This window comes from Variovorax frigidus (assembly GCF_051216515.1).
Taxonomy (GTDB): Bacteria; Pseudomonadota; Gammaproteobacteria; order Burkholderiales; family Burkholderiaceae_C; genus Variovorax.
Genome location: NZ_JBPJZF010000007.1, coordinates 418,429 through 437,470, shown reverse-complemented (window position 1 = coordinate 437,470; position 19,042 = coordinate 418,429). Strand labels below are relative to the sequence as shown.

Sequence of the window (19,042 nt, the reverse complement as noted above, 5' to 3'; positions counted from 1 at the left end):
ACTTCAGCACCATCATGCAAATCTTCTTCTCTCCCGCTTCCCCCTTCGTGCGCAAATGCATGGTCGTGGCCCACGAGCTCGGCATTGCCGAGCGCATCGAGAAGCTGCCGAGCGCGGCCGGCCCGGTGGTGCGCGACGCCACGATCATTCCGAAGAACCCGCTGGGCCAGGTGCCGACCTTCATCAGCGACGACGGCCAGGTGCTGTTCGACAGCCGCGTGATCTGCGAGTACCTGAACGCGATGCAGTCGGGCAAGCTGTTCCCGGCCGAGGGCGCGGACCGCTGGGCGCGCCTGACGGAGCTGTCGCTGGCCGATGGCATGACGGGTGCCGCGCTGCTCGCACGCTACGAGAACGTGCTGCGCCCCGAGCCGCTGCGTTGGGCCGATTGGACGGACGGCCAGCTTGCCAAGGTGCGCACCGGTCTCGAATGGCTGGAGACGGTGGCGCCTTCGTTCGGTGAGCGTGTCGACATCGGCACCATCGCCTTCGGTTGCGCGCTGGGCTACATGGACTTCCGCTTTCCCACGGTCGACTGGCGTGCCGAGGCGCCGAACAGCGCGAAGTGGTTCGACGCTTTCAACCAGCGTGCGTCGATGCAGGCGACCCTGCCTGCGGTTTAGGTCTTTGGGGGTCGTCGCGTTTTCTTGTGTGGGACGGCGCGGGCTCCATCACGGCGCAGAAGCTGCGCGTGGACGGCGGGATCACTCGCCCGGTGTGAGCGGCGCGGACCGTGGACTTCAAACGCCGAGGTAGCGGGTCCACAGCCCACGGTCGGCGTCGAGTGCGGCCGAATCGCCGCGCCACACCACGCGGCCGCGTTCGAGGATCAGGTGGCGGTCGGCCAGCGGCAGCAGGCGCTGCACGTACTTGTCGACCACCAGGATCGCTTCGCCCTCGGCCTTGAGCGTGGCCAGGCAGCGCCAGATCTCCTCGCGGATCACCGGGGCCAGGCCCTCGGTGGCTTCGTCGAGGATCAGCAGGCGCGGATGCGTCGACAGCGCGCGTGCGATGGCCAGCATCTGCTGCTCGCCGCCCGACAGCTGGTTGCCGGCGTTGGCCTTGCGTTCGGCCAGCCGCGGGAACAGGCCGTACAGCGCCTCGACGGTCCAGCGTGGTGCCGCCTGCTTCGCATCGGCGCGCGGCCGCGCGAAGGCGCGCAGGTGCTCGTCGACGCTGAGGTTCGGAAACACGTGCCGGCCTTCGGGCACGATCGCCACGCCGCGGCGCGCGATCACGTCGGGCTTGGCGCCGCCGATGTCGGCGCCGTCGAAGCGCACGCTGCCGCGCAAGGGCTTGAGCGTGCCGGTCAGCACCTTGAGCAGCGTGCTCTTGCCCATGCCGTTGCGGCCCAGCAGTGCGAGCACTTCGCCGGGTCGGATGTCGATGTCGATGCCGAACAGCACCTGGCTCGCGCCGTAGCCGGCCTCGATGGCCTTGCCTTCGAGCAGCGGCTGGAGGGGGGTGGTGAGGGGGGTCATGCGTGGCTTTCCGCTTCGGTGCCGAGATAGACGGCCTGCACGTCGGGATGGCCGCGCACTTCGTCGGCGGTACCGGTCATCAGCACCTTGCCCTGCACCAGCACCGTGAGCCGATTCGCGAGCTTGAACACCGCGTCCATGTCGTGTTCGATCAGCAGGATGGCCATCTCGCTGCGCAGCGACTCGATCAGCGTCACCATGCGCGCCGATTCGTCGGGGCCCATGCCGGCCATCGGCTCGTCGAGCAGCAGCAGCTTGGGCCGCGCCGCGAGCGCCAGCGCCACGTCGAGCGCGCGCTGCGCGCCGTGCGGCAGAGTGCCGGCGATGCGCTGGCGTTCGCTCGCGAGGCCCACGCGCTCGGCCAGGACCTCGGCTTGGGCGACCAGGTCGGCTTCGTGCGCGCGCGGCGCCATGAAGCGCATGCTGCTGCCCGCGTGCGCCTGCACCGCGAGCATCAGGTTGTCGTGCACCGTCTCGTTGGCGAACACGCGCGTGACCTGGAAGCAGCGCGACAGGCCCGCGCCCACGCGCTGGTGATCCTTCAGGCCGGTGATGTCACGCTCGCCCAGCCAGATGCGGCCGGCATCGGCCTTGAGCAGGCCCGAGATCAGGTTGATCAGCGTGGTCTTGCCGGCGCCGTTGGGGCCGATCAGCGCATGCACCTCGCCGGCATCCACCGTGAGGTTCACATGGTCGGTCGCGAGCAGGCCGCCGAAGCGTTTGACCAGGCCTTCGATTCTGAACAGGCTCATGACTTGCTCCCTTGCCCCTCTGGGGAGAGGGCTGGGGTGAGGGGTGCGCGGCGCCGAGACAGTGCCGCCAACCCCTTGGGCGCCCACAGCGCCACCGCGATCAGCAGCAACCCCAGCGGCATGTGCCAGTGCTCGGTGTGCTGCTTGAGCACTTCCTCCAGCAGCAGCCACACGGCCGCGCCCACCGGCCCGCCCCAGCTGCGGCCCAGGCCGCCGATCACCACCATCACCAGCAGCGTGGCCGACTGGGTCCAGTGCATCGCGCCGGGGCTGATGAAGCCGTTGCCGCCCGCCAGCAGCGCGCCCGCGAGGCCGGCGATCGCACCCGCGATGGCGAAGGCCGCGAGCTGGATGCGGAACACCGGGTAGCCCAGTGCGCGCATGCGCGTTTCGTTGTCGCGGATGCCCCGCAGCGCATGGCCGAAGCGCGAGCCCGTGGCGCGGTGCATCCAGGCCAGCAGCAGCGCGACCAGCGCGAGCACCACCCAGTAGAAGTTCGATTCGTTGCCGAGGTCGACGCCCATGCCCAGCACCGGGCGCGCGGGCAGCGTGTAGCCGTCGTCGCCGCCGTAGGCCCGCAGCGACACCGCGATGAAGTACAGCATCTGCGCGAAGGCCAGCGTGGTCATGATGAAGTAGACGCCGCGCGTGCGCAGCGCCACGGTGCCGATCAGCGCGGCGACGCCGCCTGCGATGAGCATCGCGGCCGGCCAGAGCAGCCAGGCCGACACCACACCCGCATCGGACAAGGCCACCACCGTGTACGCGCCGACACCGATGAAGCCCGCATGACCGAGCGCCACCATGCCACCGAAGCCCAGGATGAAGTTGAGGCTGGCCGCGGCCAGCGCGATGATGAGCACGCGCCGCATGAAGCCGACGTAGAACTCCATGCCGAACAGCGGCGCGAGCAGCGGGAAGGCCGCGAGCGCGACCAGCAGCGCGACGAGAAGAAGGGTACGGGGCTTCATGCGCGTGCCGAGAAAAGGCCCGAGGGGCGGAAGATCAGGACGACCACCATCAGCGCGTACATCGCCACTTCGGCGAACAGCGGGCCGAGGTCGGCGGCGGTGGCCGGCGGCAGCGTGGCGCGCAACAGCATCGGCAAAAAGGCGCGGCCGACGGTGTCGACCAGGCCCACCAGCAGGGCGGCCACGAAGGCGCCACGCACCGAACCGATGCCGCCGATGACCAGCACCACCAGCGCGGGGATCAGGATCTGCTCGCCCATGCCGACCTGCACCGCGACGATGGGCCCCATCAGCGCGCCGGCCAGCGCGGCCAGCGCCGCGCCCAGCAAAAACACGCCGTTGAAGATGCGGCCCACGCGCACGCCCATGAGTTCGGCCATCGGCCGGTCAGAGGCGCCGGCGCGCACGCGCATGCCGACGCGCGTGTGGTTCACGAGCACATAGAGCGCCAGCGCGACCGCCATGCCGGCACCGAGGATCACCAGCCGGTAGGCCGGGTAGGGCAGGCCCTCCATCAGCTGCACCGGGCCGCTCAGGGCCGCGGGCGTGGGCGCCATCACCGGCGACGGGCCCCAGATCATCTTGACGATGTCGTCGGCCACCAGGATCACGCCGAAGGTCGCGAGCACCTGCGCGAGGTGGTCGCGCTTGTAGAGCCGGCGCATCAGCAGCACTTCGAGCAGGGCGGTGACCACCACCGTGACCCCCACGGCCAGCACGATCGCGGCCAAGAAGGAGCCGCTCTGCTGGTGGGCCTGCGCCGCGACGTAGGCGCCCGACATGAACAGCGAGCCGTGCGCGAGGTTCAGCACGTCCATGATGCCGAACACCAGCGTGAGCCCCGCGGCCAGCAGGAACAGCATCAGGCCGAAGCCGAGTCCGTTGAGCAGTTGCTCGAGAAAGAGAATGCCGGTCATGAATCCAGACGGTCTTGGATGGCGGATGCGGGGAACACCGCCGGGCCGATCGCTGCCAGGCCGGCGGTGCGGAAGAAGACAAGACGGGCGCAGTGCCCGTCTTCAGGCGCCAGGGCCTACTTCAGCGGGCACTTGTCCGAGTACGTGTCGCCGTAGTTGGTCAAAAGCGTGCTCACCGTCTTGTTCGTGACCTTGCCCTGTGCGTCCTTGCCGATCACACGCAGGTAGAAGTTTTCGATCGGATAGTGGTTGTTCGCGTACTTGAAGCTGCCGCGCGTCGAGGCGAAGTTGGCCTTCTTCAGGGCGGCGATCACGGCTTCGCGGTTCTGCGCGTTGCCGCCGGCCTGCTTCACGGCGGCGTCCATGGCCAGGATCACGTCGTAGGCCTGGGCGGCGTACAGCGAGGGGTAGCGGCCGTTGTATTCCTTCCTGAAGGCTTCGACGAAAGCCTTGTTGGGCGCGTTGTCGAGGTCGTGCGCCCAATGCGAGGTGTTGAACAGGCCCAGCATCGGTTCGCCCACGGCACCGATCACGTCCTCGTCGGCCGAGAAGCCGCTGGTGACCAGCGTGATGTCCTTCGACAGGCCCGCGCCCACGAACTGCTTGATGAAGTTGATGCCCATCGCGCCGGGCAGGAAGAAGTAGATCGAGTCGGGCTTGGCCGCGCGGATCTGCGCCAGTTCGGCCGCGTAGTCGATCTGGCCCAGCTTGGTGTAGAGCTCGTCGGCCACCTGGCCCTTGAACTGGCGCTTGACGCCGCCCAGTGCGTCCTTGCCCGCGGGGTAGTTGGGGGCGATCAGCACCATCTTCTTGAAGCCGCGGTCCTGCGCGAACTTGCCGGCCGCTTCATGGAACTGGTCGTTCTGGTAGGCGGTGCCGAAGAAATAGGCATTGCACTGCGCACCCGCGAACTGGCTGGGGCCGGCGTTCGACGACAGGTACGGCACCTTGGCCGCGAACAGCGTCGGGCCGACGGCGATCGCGATGTTCGAGCCGATCGGGCCGCTGAACAGGTCGATCTTGTCGCGCTGGATCATGCGGTCGACCAGCTGCTTGGCCTGGTCGGGGCTGCCCGCCATGTCGGCCTGGATGAACTCGACCGGCTGGCCGCCGAGCTTGCCGCCGAGCTGCTTGATGCCCAGCGCAAAACCGTCGCGCGCCTCGGCACCCAACGCAGCGAACGGACCCGAGATGTCGAGGGCCAGGCCCACCTTCACCGGCGCGGCCATCGCGGTGCCGGCGAAGCCGAAGGCGGAGGCCAGCGCCAGGGCGCACAGGGAACGGGTCAGGCGGGTCGCGGCGGGCGACGGGGTGATCTTCGTGCGCATGGAGACTCCGGTAAGTAAGGTTGGCACCACATCGATGCATGCGGCCCCGGCATTGTGCGGAGCCACTTCATTCACAAGTCAATACTTTATGCATGAAGCATCTGGTGTCAACGGGGCTTGCACGAATGGTGCCAACCCTTAGGCGCACGCGCGGTGCGGCGGCGCCGCCGTCCGTCAGGCCGTGGCCGTGGGCCGCGACGGCCACAGAACTGCCGCGATGGCGACGACCATCAGCGCCACGGCCGCACAGTCCTGCCAATGGATCTTCTCGCCCAGCCACACTGCGCCGCTGAAGACGCCCAGCACCGGGATCATCATCACGCTCAGGCTCGACGCGATCGGCGGAAGGTCACGCGCCAGCGAGAACCAGGCCGCGTGCGCGAACCCGAAGATCAGCACCGCGTTGTAGAGCACGGCCCACCAGGTGGCGGGTCCGGGCGCTTTCCATTGCGGCTGCTCGATCGCCACGGCCAGCACGCTCATCACCGCGGCGGTGAGCGTGGTCATCCAGAACGAGATGGCCAGCGTGGGCACCGGCATCGCGGTGCGGCGCAGCAACTGCGTGCCCAGCGCCCAGGTGGCAGCCGCCACCAGTGCCAGCGCGACGAAGGCCGGCTTGCCGGCCATGCCCATGATCTCGTGCCACAGCAGCAGGCCCACGCCCAGGGCCGCGGCGCTCACGCCGAGCCAGGCGCGGGCGCTGAGACGGTTGGAAAACAGCCAGGCGCCGATCATGGCCGAGAACACCGGCATGGTGTAGCCCAGGATTGCGGCGCGCCCACTCGACAGCTCCTTGAGCGCGACGATGATGCAGGCGTGCCAGACGAACATGTTGGTCGCGGCCAGCCACAGCAGCTCGGGCCAGTGGCGGCGCGGCACGCGGAACGGCACCTTCAACGCGACCAGCACGAGCGCCAGCACCGGCACGCCGAGCCAGAGCGACATGGTGCGGAAGGTGATGGGCGGGAAGTCCGTCACGCCGAGCTTCATCACCGGCCAATTGAGGCCCCAGATGATCGTGAGGGGAATGAGCAGGGCCAGCTGGCGTTTGGTGAGTGTCTCCATGGAGGCGCATTGTGGCGATTCGCGCGGGAGCGCGTGCGGCGCCTGGCGATCGACCGTGCAGGCCGCGTGCCCGCTAGCCGATCGCGCCGCTCGCCGCCAGCGCCTGCGAGTGCACGGTGCTTCGCAGCAGGTGCAGCCGCAGGGCGACATGCAGCTCCAGCGCACGCCCGCCCGTGCGCCAGTTGTTCAACAGGTTGTCGATCGATTCGAGCCGCTGGCGCAGGGTGTTGACGTGGATCTCCAGCGACTCGGCGGTGGCCTTCGCGTTCTGCGCATGCTCGAGATAGGCGAGCAGGGTGCCGGCCAGGGCGGTGCCGCGGCGCTGGTCGTGCTCGACCAGGTCGCCGATGGTCGCTGCGATGAACCCGGCCACATCGGCGGCGCGGCGGTGTTCGAACAGCAGTGAATACATCGACAGCGTGGCTTCCGGCACCAGCTCGTGCGAGCGGCCCAGCGCGCGCAGGATGTCGATGCCGCGCTTGAGCGCCCGGAAGCCGTCGGGCAATCCGTCGACCTGCGACAGCGGGCCCGAGGTCACGCCGACCGCATCCAGGCGCGCGTCGGCGAGCAGGGTGGCCTGCAGCGACGATTGCAGCGCCTCGAAGGCCACCTCGGGGCAGATGGCGACGATGAAGCCTTCGCATTCCTCGAACAAGGTGCCGCGCATCACGGCCGGGCGCATGCGACGCAGCGCATATTCGATGTGCCGGTCTTCCACGCTGAGCACGGTCATGCGCAGCGCCCCGCTCAGGTCCAGCCCCAGCGGCTGGGTCCGCAGCTGCAGCGTCGCAAGCGACTCCTGCTGCCAGCTCACCAGCGAACGGATCGCCGCCGCCGATTCGCTGCTCACCACCAGCTCGCTGCGCTCCTGCGACAGCAGCACCACGCCCGCCACCAGCGCACCGCGCTCGAAGGTGCGGATCTCGGTGGCGCTCATCGCGCGGTCCGACAGCATGAGCATCGCGCCGAGCAGCCGGTCGCCGCCCATCAGCGCGGCCACGCGCAGGTGGCGGTCCGCACCGCCGTCGATGCCGTGCGAGCGGCCGGTGCGCCGCCCCTCGGTCAGCGCGCCGTGCACCGCATCCTGAACGTCCATGCGGGCCAGCATCTCGGCCATCGTGCCGCTCAGATGCGTGGGGGCCGTCGTCGCACGCTGGGTCGGTTGCTCGGCTTCGTCCAGCAGCACGATGTGCCCGCCCAACATCGTCGAGGCCATGTCGAGGATGTCGACCACGCTGCAGCCGCGCGCGACCAGGCGCGTCATCTGCTCGTGCGCCTCGGCCGCGGTCTGAATCTCCTCGGCCTGCCGGTGCAGCGAGGCGTTGGCATCGCTGGCGCGCTGGAGCGCGACCTGCGCTTCCTGGAACAGCCGCGCGTTCTCGATCGCCACCGCCGCCTGCGCCGCCAGCGTCGACAGCATCGCGACCTCCCAGGGCGCATGACGGCGCGGCTGCCGGTCGCAGATGCACAGCACGCCGATGCAGTGGTTGCCCACCATCAGCGGTGCGCCCAGCAGCGACTGCACGCCTTCGTCCTTGATCGCGAGGTCGATGCCCCGTTCGTGCGCGAAGCCGTGGTCGGTCAGGTAGTCGCTGCTGTGGTAGGGCGTCTTGTGCTTGAGGATGTGGCCGCAGATGCCTTGCTCGGGCGGCACGCGCACGTTCTTGAAGCGCTCCGAGATCGCGCCTTCGGTGGCGCGGATGTAGAAGTCGTTGCGCACGCGATCGAAGTTGGTGAGATAGCCGATGTCCGACGAGAAGATCTGCCGCGCGCGCCGCACGATCGCCTGCAGCACCAGTTCGAGGTCGCGGATCGCCGTCAGGTCGTGGGCGCTTTCCAGCACCACCAGCAGGCCGCGTTCACGCCGCTGCTGCACCGCCTGCTGTTCGCACACCGCGATCGCCGCGCGGATGCTGTCGACCAGCAGCGCGCGCTGCACGGGGTCGTCCACGGTCGCGTCGACGCGTTCGAGCATCTCGTCGTAGGCCTGCGCGCCGGCATGGCGCTGGAGCATCGCGAGCAGCTCGGATTGGAGCTCGCTGCGCATCCGCAAGGCGTTTTCGTTGGACGGGTCGTTTGCAACGGCGCGATCGGCGCGCAGGACCGTTTCCGATGAGGTCAAGTACATCTCCAGACATGCGCCTTCAGGCGGCAAAGCTCGGTGCAAACCCTGACGCGCAACGCGCTGCCTGCACCGAGGTGTGAGAACCACCCACAAGGTTGTTCGTCAAGTGTGTTGATGTGCCATAGGAGATCGCGAATGCGACCGACATGATTCATGCACTCGCACATTAACAGTGAGAGACCACAGGAGACAACCCAGTGAAATCGCTTGCCAGACTCATGGCGTGGGGGACGGCTTCGTTCGTCCTGGCCACCGCTGCCATCGCTCAATCGCAGCCCCCGCGTCCGGCCGAGATCAAGCTCGGCATGAGCACCTTCATGACCGGACCGGCCTCAGTGCTCGGCGCGCCCGCCAAGGTCGCGGCCGACATGTGGATCGAGGCGTTCAATGCCGCGGGCGGCATCGACGGCACCAAGCTCGTTCCGACATGGATCGATGAAGGGCAGGGCGCCGACAAGTTCCTCTCCGAGTACCGCCGGTTGGCGCAGGAGCCCGGCGAGAAATTGATGCTGTCGGCCATCTCGAGCGGCTACTGCAATGCGTTGGCGCCGGTGGCCGAAGACCTCAAGGTCATCAACATCCTCTGGGAATGCTCGACCGAGAAGGTGCTCGAGGAGCGCCGCTACAAATACGTCTTCCGCACCGGCCCCAACGGCACGATGGAGATGGTGGCCGCGGTGCTGCACCTGCTCAAGGTCAAGCCCGACTTCAAGACCCTCGCGGTGGTGAACCAGGACTACGCCTGGGGCCGCGACTCGTGGGAGATCTTCCGCAACACGCTGCTGGCGCTCAAGCCCGACGTGAAGATCGTGGCCGAGCTGTTCCCGAAGTTCGGCGCCTCCGACTTCTCCACGGAGGTCACGCGGCTGCAGGCACTGCGGCCCGACGTGGTGCTGTCCACCGCGTGGGGCGGCGACCTCGACACCTTCCTGCGCCAGGCTTCGCAACGCGGGCTGCTCAGGTCCTCGCAGTTCGTGCTGCCGCTGGCCGATTCCTCGCTCGAGCGGCTCGGCGATGCAGTGCCGCCCGGCGTCATCGTCGGCTTCGTGGGCGACGGCTACTTCGCCGACCCCGAGTTCATGAACGATCCCGAGGCGCGCGCCTTCGTGCAGAAGTTCAAGCAGCGCACCGGCGCCTATCCCAACTTCGCCGTGTACCACATGGTCCAGGCGCTGAAGGCGGCCACCGGCGCCTACAAGCAGGCGCTCGCCGACAACAAGGGGCAGTGGCCGACCACCGACCAGCTCGCCGCCACCTTGCGCAAGCTCGAGTACCGCGGCCTCTCGCGCCCGATCCGGCTGCGCGAGGACGGGCAGGCCCTGCAGGGCCAGCTGTACGGCGTGACGGCCAAGGACGCCGCGCATCCCTTCCCGGTGGCGAAGCAACTGATGTTCTATCCGGCCGACATCGTGGCGCCGCCGGTGGGTCAGAAGTCGGCCGAGTGGGTGAAGACGCTCAAGCCCGCGCTGATCCAGAACAGCCAGATCCGCCGCGTGGGCGACTGAGCACGGGGACACGAGGCGCCGACCGTTCATGGACCTGAATCTCTTCCTGCTGGCCACCGTCGACGGGCTGTCGTACGCCGGCCTGCTGTTCCTCATCTCGCTGGGCCTGACCTTGATCTGCGGCGTCTTCGGCGTCATCAACGTGGCACACGGCAGCCTGTACGCCTTCGGCGGCTACAGCGCCGCGAGCCTGCTGGGCTGGCTGCTGCCGCACACGTCTTCGACCTTCGTGCTGGTGGCCTCGCTGTTCGTCGCGGCCGCCGTCGTGGGCGCGGCCCTGGGCGGCCTGCTCGAGCGCGGCCTGCTGCGGCATTTCCAGGACCGGGACCCAGTGCTGCAACTGCTCGTCACCTTCGCGGCCTTCATGGTGCTGGAGGACGTGCAGCGCATGGTGTGGGGTGCCACGCCCGTTAATGCGGGGGACCTCGCGACGCGCCTGGGCACCACCGAGCTGCGCGGCGTGACCTTCATGAACTACCAGCTGATCTTCATTCCCGGCGTCGCACTCGTCGCCTATGCGGGGCTGCAATTCCTGCTCCGGCATTCGACGGCGGGCCGCCAGATCGTGGCGGTCATCCATCACCGCGAAGTGGCGACCGCGCTGGGCATCAACGCAGCGCGTGTCGGCACGCTGACCTTCGCACTCGCGGGCGCGCTCGGCGCGCTGGGCGGTGCGCTGTCGGTGCCCATGACCTCCTTCGTCCCGGGGCTGGGCGCCGAGATGATCGTGACCTCGTTCGCCGTCATCGCCACCGCCGGCCTCGGTCAGATCACCGGTGCGCTGGTGGCTGCGGTGCTGATCGGCATGGCCCGTTCGCTTGCGGTGTACACGCTGCCCGAACTGGAAGTCGTGATGCCTTACCTGATGATGGTGGCGGTGTTGCTGGTGCGGCCGCACGGGCTGTTCTCGGCCATCCAGGCGCGGAGGATCTGATGCTGCGCACAAGCACTTCCCTCGCGGCCACGGCGCTCGCGGTCCTGCTGATCCTCGGTGCCGGTCTCGCGTGGCCGTGGGCGCGCATGCCCCTCATCACCTTCCTGTGCTTCGGCCTGGCGGCGCTCGGCCTCACGGTGCTCATGCGCGCCGGCCAGGTGTCCTTCGGCCATGCGATGTACGCCGCCATCGGGGGCTATGCCACCGCCTTCACCGTGCGCGCCTTCCCGGGTCTCGACGGCCTGGTGGCCGCGGCGGTGGGCGTGGTCGCCAGTCTGGTCGTCGGCGCGCTGGTCGCCGCCTTCGTCTCGCGCTACCGCGGCATCTTCTTCGGCATGCTGAACCTCGGTCTGTCGATGGTGTTGTTCTCGCTGGCCGGCAAGCTCTATGCATGGACCGGCGGCACCGACGGCCTGCGCTTCGAGCGGCCTTCGCTGCTGGGCATGGCGATGGAGCGCGGCCAGTTCGAACTCGCGATGCTGGTGCTCGCGCTGACGCTGGCCGTGGGCATCACCTGGGGGGTGCAGCGCTACTTCGCGTCGTGTGCGGGCCAGGTCATGGTGGCGATCCGCACCAACGAGACGCGGCTGGAGTACATCGGCCTGTCGGCGCGCGCCGTGCTGGCGCAGGGCTATGTGCTGTCGGCCGGGCTGGTGGGACTGGCCGGCGCGTTGCTGGCGCTGGTGCAGAGCCTGGTGACGCCCGAGAGCGGCTACTGGATCCGTTCCGGCGAGTACGTGTTCATCGCCATCCTCGGCGGTTCGGGCCACGCCGTCGGCGCGTTCCTGGGCGCGGCCGTGTTCGAGCTGATCAAGCTCGCGGCGGCGGCCTGGTTCACCAACGCCTGGCAGACCCTGCTCGGCATCACGCTCATCGCCGTGATCTTCTTTGCGCCGCAAGGCATCGTCGGCTGGCGCCGGCGGGCGCCGAAACTGGCGCTGCCGAAGACCGTTGCACGGGAGGCCCGATGAACACATCGAACCCTCAGGAACTGCTGCGCACGGAAGCGCTCACGCTGCGCTTCGGCGGCATCGCGGCCGCCGACGGCATCGACTTCACGTTGGCGCGTGGCGAGCACCTGGCGGTGATCGGCGCCAACGGCGCGGGCAAGACCACCTTCATCAACATCTGCACCGGCTACATCAAGCCGAACAGCGGCCGGGTGCTGTTCGAGGGCGAGGACATCACGCGCAAGGGCCCGCGCCAGATCGCGCGCCTGGGCGTGGGCCGGTCGTTCCAGCTGCCGCAGCTGTTCCTCGACCACACGGTGCGGCAATGCCTGGAACTGGCCTCCGTCAGCCGCCAGGGAAGACTGTCGCCGTGGACCTCGCTGGCGCACGCGGCGGACTCGCGCGCGGTGTCCGAGATGCTGGAACTGGTCGAGCTCACGGCCCATGCGGACGACCCGACCCACGTGTTGCCCGAGGGCCGCCGCAAGCTGCTCGACGTGGGCATCGCGCTGATGCGCGAGCCCAAGCTGGTGATCATGGACGAGCCGACCAGCGGCGTGTCGTCCGAGGACAAGCATGGCGTGATGCAGACACTGATGAACGCGCTGCAGCAGCGCCAGGTGACGAGCTGGTTCGTCGAGCACGACGTCGAGATCGTGCGCCGCTACGCGACCCGCGTGGCCGCGTGGATCGACGGCCGCATCGCCGCGGACGGTGACCCGGCGCAGGTGTTCGCCGATCCGCGGGTGCGCCGCGACGTACTGGGAGAACGCTGATGCTGCGCATCGAATCGATGAACATCGACCTCGCGGGCCATTCGGTGCTGCGCGATGTCGAGCTCGAACTCGCGCCCGGCCAGACCGTGGCCGTGGTGGGCCGCAACGGCGCGGGCAAGACCACGCTGCTGCGCGGCGTCATGGGCCTGGCCGCGGCGCGCTCGGGAAGGCTGCTGCTCGACGGCCAGGACATCACGCGCAGCCCCGCGTCGCGCCGCGCCGCGGCCGGCTTCGGCTATGCCCCGGAAGACCGCGTGATCCTGCCGACGCTGAGCGTGGTGCAGAACATCACGCTGCCGTGCGAGGTGCTGCGGCTGCCGCGCCACGAGATCCGGCAGCGCATCGATGCCGTGCTGGCCAGCGTGCCGCAGCTCGAGCCGATGCTCGTGCGTTCGGGCGCCGCCTTGTCGGGCGGCCAGGGAAAGATCGTCGCCCTCGCACGCGCGCTGATGGTCGGCACGCGCTTCGTGCTGCTGGACGAACCCTTCCAGGGCCTGGCCCCGGCCCTGGCGCGTCAATACGGCGACGCCTTGCGCGCCTTGCGGGTCTCGCATCCGCAGCTCTGCGTGGTGGTCACCGAATCGAATGCGGCGCTGCTCGACGGCGTGCAGAGCCGCACGCTGTACATCGAGCGCGGCGCGGTCTCGGAAGCGACGCCCGCGGCCCTGCATCACGGCTGAAGGCGCACCCCTGCGCCCACGCCCCCACGGACCCCACGGAGGACACACAAGTGAGTACTGAATCGATGCAACTGCCGCTCGGCGACGGGCCGCTGCGCGGCCTGGTGGTGGTCGACGTCACCCGCGTGGTGGCCGGCCCCTACTGCACCATGATGCTGGCCGACCTGGGCGCCACGGTGATCAAGGTCGAGAACCCCGCGGAGCCCGACTACGTCCGCACGTTCCCGCCCTTCGTGCAGGGCACCACCGGCCGGGCCAGCGCCTTCTTCGCGCAGTACAACCGCCACAAGCTGGGCGTGAGCCTGGACCTCAAGTCGGAGCAGGGACGGGCGCTGCTGCGCGAACTGGTGAGCAAGGCCGACATGCTGGTGGAGAACTTCCGGCCCGGCACCATGGAGCGCATGGGCCTGGGCTACGCGGCCCTGAAGCCCTGCAACCCGCGGCTGGTGTACGTGTCGATCAGCGGCTTCGGCCAGACCGGGCCCAACTCGCGTCGGCCGGCCTACGACAACAGCGCACAGGCGACCGGCGGCCTGTGGTCCTTGAACGGCGAGAAGGACAAGCCGCCGGTGCGCGTCGGCACGATCATCGGCGACCTCTCGGCCTCGTTCTATGCGGCCATCGCGGCGCTGTCGGCGGTGCTGCATGCGCGCGAGACCGGCGAAGGCCAGTGGGTCGACGTGGCCCAGCAGGATGCGGTGGTGACGCTCACCGAGCACGCGATCGTCAACTACACGGTGGATGGCGTGGTGGGCGAGCCGCTGGGCAACGACCATCCCTTCGTGCGGCCCTATGGCCAGTACGCGTGCCAGGACGGCTTCGTCTTCTTCGGTGCCTACACCGACAAATTCTGGCGCGAGGCCTGCCGCATCTTCGGCGAGCCCTCGCTGGTCGACGACCCCGAGATCGACTCGATGGAGAAGCGCTTCGACCCCGCGACCTACGCGCGCCGCGTGCAGCCGATCGTGCAGAACTGGTGTGCGCGACACACCAAGGCCGAACTCGAGGCGCTGGCCGGCGACACCATCCCGATGACGCCGATCAAGACCATCGCCGAGGTCGTCGTCGATCCGCACCTGAAGGCGCGCGAGATGTTCGTTCCGACGCAGGTCGACGGCGTGGCGGTGCAGGCCTTCGGCAGCCCCATGAAGCTCTCGGCCACGCCGGTGCGCGCCATCGGCAATGCACCCGGTTTCGGCGAGCACAACGAGGTCGTCCTCAAGGGCTGGCTGCGCGTCGCCGACGGCGACTACGACCGCTACGTCGCCGAGGGGGTGATCTGATGGGCATCACCTATGCGGTGGACGACGAAGGCATCGCCCATGTGCGCTTCGACCGGCCCGAGAAACTCAACGCGCTGACGCTCGCCATGTACGAGGAGCTCGCCGCGGCCTTCGTCCGTGCGAACGACGATCCGCAGGTGCGCGTGGTGCTGCTGGGCGGCAATGGCGAGCGTGCCTTCTGCGTCGGTGCCGACCTGGGCGAGTCCATCCCCGCGCTGGCCGAGGGCCGCTTCGACATCTCGGAATGGGACGGCGCCCACATCAAGCAACCGGGCTTCTACAAGCCGGTGGTGGCCGCGATCAACGGTCTGTGCATGGGCGGCGGCTTCGAGATCATGCTGGCCGCGGACATCCGCATCGCATCGGAGACGGCCGTGTTCGCGCTGCCCGAGGCCTCGCTGGGCTTCACGCCGGCCGGCGGCACGCTGGTGCGCCTGGTGCGGCAGATTCCCTATGCGCTGGCGATGGAGCTGATGCTCACGGCCGAGCGCTTTCCCGCGCGCAGGCTGGCCGAGATGGGCCTGCTCAACCGCGTGGTGCCGCCCGGCGAACTGGAGGCGGTGGCGTTGTCCTTTGCGCGCGGCATCGCCCGCAAGGGCCGGGTGGCGGTGTCGGTGATCAAGGAGGCGGCGCTGACGCTCGGGCACCTGCCCTTCGACGAAGCCTTCCGCCGCGAGGCCGTGCTCGGCCAGCGGGCCTTCACCAGCGACGAGGCGCGCGAAGGCCTGCGCCGCTTCCTGTCGCGCGACCGTGCCGCGCCGCCGCCGGGCTGACGCTGCGGCCATCCATCCATCCCTCTTCACTCATTCACTCGTCGATTCAGGACATCCCATGGTTCAAGACTCCCGCCTTCCCAACTTCCGTTCGCTCACGCCCGCGCAGCGCCTCGACCACCTCGCGACCGTGGCCGGCCTGAGCGCGGACGACGTGGCGCTGTTGCGCACGCCCGGCGCGCTCGCCCTGTCGCGCGCCGACGGCATGATCGAGAACGTCGTCGGCACCTTCGAATTGCCCTTCGGCATCGGCGGCAACTTCCAGGTCAACGGCCGCGACTACCTGGTGCCGATGGTGGTGGAAGAGCCCTCGGTGGTGGCCGCTGCCTCGTTCATGGCCAAGCTGGCGCGGGAGGGCGGCGGCTTCGAGGCCTCGAGCACCGGGCCGATCATGCGGGCCCAGGTGCAGGTCCTCGGCGTGACCGATCCCTATGGCGCACGGCAGGCACTGCTGCGGGGGCGCGATCGCATCCTGGAGATCGCCAACAGCCGCGACAAGGTGCTGATCGGCCTGGGCGGCGGTTGCCGCGACATCGAAGTGCATGTCTTCCCCGACACGCCGCGCGGCGCGATGGTGGTGATGCACCTGATCGTGGACGTGCGCGACGCCATGGGTGCCAACACCGTCAACACCATGGCGGAATCGGTGTCGCCCCTGGTCGAGGAACTCACCGGCGGCAAGGTGCGGCTGCGCATCCTGTCGAACCTGGCCGATCTGCGGCTGGCGCGCGCCCGCGTGCGGCTCACGCCCGAAGTGCTCAAGACCCCGGAGCGCAGCGGCGAGGAGATCGTCGAGGGTGTGCTCGACGCCTACACCTTCGCCGCGGTCGACCCGTACCGCGCCGCCACCCACAACAAGGGGATCATGAATGGCATCGATCCGGTGATCGTCGCGACCGGCAACGACTGGCGCGCGGTCGAGGCCGGTGCGCATGCCTATGCCTGCCGCAGCGGCCGCTACACCTCGCTGACCACCTGGGAGAAGGACACGACGGGCGCGCTGGTCGGCACCATCGAAATGCCGATGCCGGTGGGCCTGGTCGGTGGTGCCACCCGGACCCATCCGCTGGCGCAACTCGCGCTCAAGATCCTCGACGTGAAGAGTGCGCAGGAGCTCGGCGAGGTGGCCGTGGCGGTCGGCCTGGCGCAGAACCTCGGCGCCTTGCGTGCGCTCGCCACCGAGGGTATCCAACGAGGCCACATGGCACTGCATGCCCGCAACATCGCACTGGTCGCAGGTGCCACCGGCGACGAGATCGATGCGGTCGCGCGGCAGATGGCGTCCGAGCACGATGTGCGAACCGACCGCGCCGTGGCGCTGCTGCAGGCACTGCGCGAAAAGGGCTCCCGCTAACCGCCGACCATCGCCTTCCATCCACGGAACAGAGAACCGCCATGTCCATGCAAGCGCCACCGTCCATCGGAGCCGCCACGCCCGCCGTGGCGGCCCGCCGGTTCTTCCACGCCGGCTGGCTGACGCAGGAGCGCATCGTGCTGCTGCTGGCCGTGCTGCTGTTCGCGGTGTTCAGCGTGGCCTTGAACGGCTTCGCCGCGCGGGACAACCTGCTGTCCCTGGTGCGTGGCGTGGCGGTGCTCGGGATCCTGGGGCTGGCCATGGCGATGGTGGTGATCGGTCGCGGCATCGACCTGTCGCTGGTGGCGGTGATGGCGATCTCGGTGGCCTGGTCGCTCGCGCTGACCGCCAGCGGCATGTCGCTCGGCATGGCGCTGCTGGCCGGCGTGGGCTTCGCGCTGGTGTTGGGCGTGGTCAACGGCCTGCTGGTCGCCTACGCCGAGATCCCCGCGCTGTTTTCCACGCTGGCCATGGGCACCTTCATCTACGGGCTCGGGCGCATGAAGCTGATCCCGCTGGACGTGGTCTATGCGCCCGAGGACGCGGCCTGGTTCACCCGTATCGGCCAGGGCGAACTGGCGGGCGTGCCGCTGCCGGTGGTGTGCTTCGGCGTGGTTGCGGCGCTGATGGCCGCATTTCTGCGCTACACCCGCACCGGCCGCTTCATCTATGCCATGGGCGACAACTACCAGGCAGCGCGCATGACGGGCGTGCCGGTGCGTCCGCTGGTGGTGCTGCAGTACGCCATCGCCTCGTGCGTGGGTTGCCTGGCCGGGGTCATCACCGCGGCATCGGTCGGCAGCATGAACACGCGCATCGTCAACTCCACCATGATCTACGACGTCATTCTCGTGGTCGTGCTCGGCGGCATCGGCCTGAGCGGTGGCAAGGGCGGCGTGCGCAACGTGCTGGTTGGCACGGTGCTCATCGGCATCCTGCTCAACGGCATGACCATCATGGACATCCAGTACACGGTGCAGAACGTCATCAAGAGCGCCATCCTGCTGGCGGCCCTGGTCATCGACAGCCTGATCAATCCGCGCGACGAGCAGACCGCCCAGCAGGGCGACATCTAGCGCGCGCCGGCGTCCCCGCGGCCACGGCCGCTCTGCCTTCCGCTTCCCCGTTCACCGACAAGGAGACAAGACCATGAAAACCAATTCCGTTCGATGCGCACTGCTGGCCGCCGTCGTCGCCATGGGCTGCGCGGCGCATGCCGCCGACACGCCGCTCCAGGGCAAGACCGTGGCCTTCGTGCCCACCTCGCTGGGCTACGACCTGACCGACGGCTGGAACACCATGGTGCGCGGACAGCTCGAGCCGCTGGGCGTCAAGTGGATCGTGCGTGACCCGAACTGGAGCACCGACGCGGGCGCCCAGGCCATCACCTCGCTGATCAACGAGAAGCCCGATGTGCTGCTGGTGCAGAACCCCGACATCCAGTCCTATGCGCGCCTGCTCAAGCGCGCGGAAGACGCCGGCATCCGCGTGGTGCAGGTCAACATGCGCTCGGCGGCCAAGACCAGTGCCTTCGTCGGTGCCGACTGGGTGGGCATCGGCGAGGCGATGGCCAATGCCGTGGTCCAGAAGTGCAGTCCCAAAGCCGGCAGGTCGGGCAAGATCAGCATCGTCCAGGGCGTGCTGACGGCCGCGGCGAGCACCTACCAGATGCAGGGCGTGCAGGCCGTGCTGGCGAAGAATCCCGACATCAGGGTGGTCTCCAACCAGGCCGCCGACTGGGATGCGTCGAAGGCGCGCGCCGTGACCGACACCGCGCTCAAGCAGCACCCCGACCTGTGCGGCGTGATCGGCTTCTGGGACGGGCAGGACACCGGCACGGCAGCGGCCATCCGCGAAGCGAAGAAGCAGGACCAGGTGTTCCTCGCCACCAACGGCGGCGCCGCGCGCACCGGTTGCGCCAACGTGGCCAACGGCAACTTCAGCGCCTACATGACCTACGACGTGAAGCAGCAGTCGCAGGAACTGGTGCAGGTGGTCAAGACGCTGCTGGCGAGTTCGGCGCGCCCGGCGCAGGACATCTCGCGCGTCACGCCCGTGGGCGTGATCACCAAGGCCAGCCTGCGCGGCGATTCGTGCTGGAACCTCGACGACTACAAGAAGAAGTAAGCACCGCGAATCACCGCTCAC

18 protein-coding genes are annotated in these 19,042 nt (G+C 68.8%); 11 read left to right on the top strand and 7 right to left on the bottom strand.

From position 1 onward, the window contains the following. Window positions 1-14: 14 nt before the first annotated feature. Window positions 15-623 (top strand): glutathione S-transferase, encoded by a 609-nt coding sequence (locus tag ACSFBC_RS22705; protein WP_435512601.1) that lies wholly within the window; start codon window positions 15-17, stop codon window positions 621-623. A gap of 117 nt (window positions 624-740) precedes the next feature. Here the strand turns inward: ACSFBC_RS22705 and ACSFBC_RS22700 are convergent, their stop codons facing one another. The 7 genes from ACSFBC_RS22700 to ACSFBC_RS22670 all read right to left on the bottom strand — a co-directional run bounded on the left by ACSFBC_RS22700 (window position 741) and on the right by ACSFBC_RS22670 (window position 8,636). Further along, on the bottom strand, window positions 741-1,481 hold the full coding sequence (locus ACSFBC_RS22700) for an ABC transporter ATP-binding protein (RefSeq protein WP_435512600.1): 741 nt from the start codon (window positions 1,479-1,481) through the stop codon (window positions 741-743). Then, window positions 1,478-2,233, bottom strand: a complete 756-nt coding sequence (locus tag ACSFBC_RS22695; protein ID WP_435512599.1) for an ABC transporter ATP-binding protein — start codon at window positions 2,231-2,233, stop codon at window positions 1,478-1,480. Before ACSFBC_RS22695 ends, ACSFBC_RS22700 begins: the two co-directional genes overlap by 4 nt. Beyond that, entirely contained in the window at window positions 2,230-3,204 is a 975-nt protein-coding gene (locus ACSFBC_RS22690) for a branched-chain amino acid ABC transporter permease (protein ID WP_435512598.1), read from the bottom strand. The genes ACSFBC_RS22695 and ACSFBC_RS22690 overlap by 4 nt, the downstream gene beginning before the upstream one ends. Continuing rightward, complete coding sequence (locus ACSFBC_RS22685; protein WP_435512597.1) at window positions 3,201-4,121, bottom strand: branched-chain amino acid ABC transporter permease; 921 nt, start codon at window positions 4,119-4,121, stop codon at window positions 3,201-3,203. The genes ACSFBC_RS22690 and ACSFBC_RS22685 overlap by 4 nt, the downstream gene beginning before the upstream one ends. 116 nt (window positions 4,122-4,237) lie before the next feature. Then, window positions 4,238-5,449, bottom strand: a complete 1,212-nt coding sequence (locus ACSFBC_RS22680) for an ABC transporter substrate-binding protein (RefSeq protein WP_435512596.1) — start codon at window positions 5,447-5,449, stop codon at window positions 4,238-4,240. Window positions 5,450-5,623: 174 nt separating this feature from the next. Continuing rightward, window positions 5,624-6,514 carry a DMT family transporter gene (locus ACSFBC_RS22675; RefSeq protein WP_435512595.1) on the bottom strand — a complete coding sequence of 297 codons (891 nt, stop codon included), beginning with the start codon at window positions 6,512-6,514 and terminating at the stop codon, window positions 5,624-5,626. 73 nt (window positions 6,515-6,587) lie between these two features. Further along, window positions 6,588-8,636: a helix-turn-helix domain-containing protein gene (locus ACSFBC_RS22670; protein WP_435512594.1), complete on the bottom strand. Its 2,049-nt coding sequence runs from the start codon at window positions 8,634-8,636 to the stop codon at window positions 6,588-6,590. A 200-nt stretch (window positions 8,637-8,836) separates the two neighbouring features. Here ACSFBC_RS22670 and ACSFBC_RS22665 point away from each other — a divergent pair, with 200 nt between their 5' ends. From ACSFBC_RS22665 to ACSFBC_RS22620, 10 genes are all read left to right on the top strand, one after another. Then, window positions 8,837-10,144 (top strand): ABC transporter substrate-binding protein, encoded by a 1,308-nt coding sequence (locus ACSFBC_RS22665; RefSeq protein WP_435512593.1) that lies wholly within the window; start codon window positions 8,837-8,839, stop codon window positions 10,142-10,144. A 28-nt stretch (window positions 10,145-10,172) separates the two neighbouring features. Continuing rightward, on the top strand, window positions 10,173-11,078 hold the full coding sequence (locus tag ACSFBC_RS22660; protein WP_435512592.1) for a branched-chain amino acid ABC transporter permease: 906 nt from the start codon (window positions 10,173-10,175) through the stop codon (window positions 11,076-11,078). After that, on the top strand, window positions 11,078-12,049 hold the full coding sequence (locus ACSFBC_RS22655) for a branched-chain amino acid ABC transporter permease (RefSeq protein ID WP_435512591.1): 972 nt from the start codon (window positions 11,078-11,080) through the stop codon (window positions 12,047-12,049). The genes ACSFBC_RS22660 and ACSFBC_RS22655 overlap by 1 nt, the downstream gene beginning before the upstream one ends. Then, a complete protein-coding gene (locus ACSFBC_RS22650) occupies window positions 12,046-12,804 on the top strand; it encodes an ABC transporter ATP-binding protein (RefSeq protein WP_435512590.1) in 759 nt (252 codons plus the stop codon). The genes ACSFBC_RS22655 and ACSFBC_RS22650 overlap by 4 nt, the downstream gene beginning before the upstream one ends. Beyond that, window positions 12,804-13,484, top strand: coding sequence for an ATP-binding cassette domain-containing protein (locus ACSFBC_RS22645; RefSeq protein WP_435512589.1), 681 nt, complete (start codon window positions 12,804-12,806; stop codon window positions 13,482-13,484). The genes ACSFBC_RS22650 and ACSFBC_RS22645 overlap by 1 nt, the downstream gene beginning before the upstream one ends. A 50-nt stretch (window positions 13,485-13,534) precedes the next feature. Then, window positions 13,535-14,767: a CaiB/BaiF CoA transferase family protein gene (locus ACSFBC_RS22640; RefSeq protein ID WP_435512588.1), complete on the top strand. Its 1,233-nt coding sequence runs from the start codon at window positions 13,535-13,537 to the stop codon at window positions 14,765-14,767. After that, complete coding sequence (locus ACSFBC_RS22635; protein WP_435512587.1) at window positions 14,767-15,540, top strand: enoyl-CoA hydratase/isomerase family protein; 774 nt, start codon at window positions 14,767-14,769, stop codon at window positions 15,538-15,540. The genes ACSFBC_RS22640 and ACSFBC_RS22635 overlap by 1 nt, the downstream gene beginning before the upstream one ends. Before the next feature lie 58 nt (window positions 15,541-15,598). Beyond that, window positions 15,599-16,894 carry a hydroxymethylglutaryl-CoA reductase, degradative gene (locus ACSFBC_RS22630; protein WP_435512586.1) on the top strand — a complete coding sequence of 432 codons (1,296 nt, stop codon included), beginning with the start codon at window positions 15,599-15,601 and terminating at the stop codon, window positions 16,892-16,894. Window positions 16,895-16,935: 41 nt separating this feature from the next. Continuing rightward, window positions 16,936-17,970 carry an ABC transporter permease gene (locus tag ACSFBC_RS22625; RefSeq protein WP_435512585.1) on the top strand — a complete coding sequence of 345 codons (1,035 nt, stop codon included), beginning with the start codon at window positions 16,936-16,938 and terminating at the stop codon, window positions 17,968-17,970. 73 nt (window positions 17,971-18,043) lie between these two features. Beyond that, on the top strand, window positions 18,044-19,021 hold the full coding sequence (locus ACSFBC_RS22620) for a sugar ABC transporter substrate-binding protein (RefSeq protein WP_435512584.1): 978 nt from the start codon (window positions 18,044-18,046) through the stop codon (window positions 19,019-19,021). Window positions 19,022-19,042: the final 21 nt, after the last annotated feature.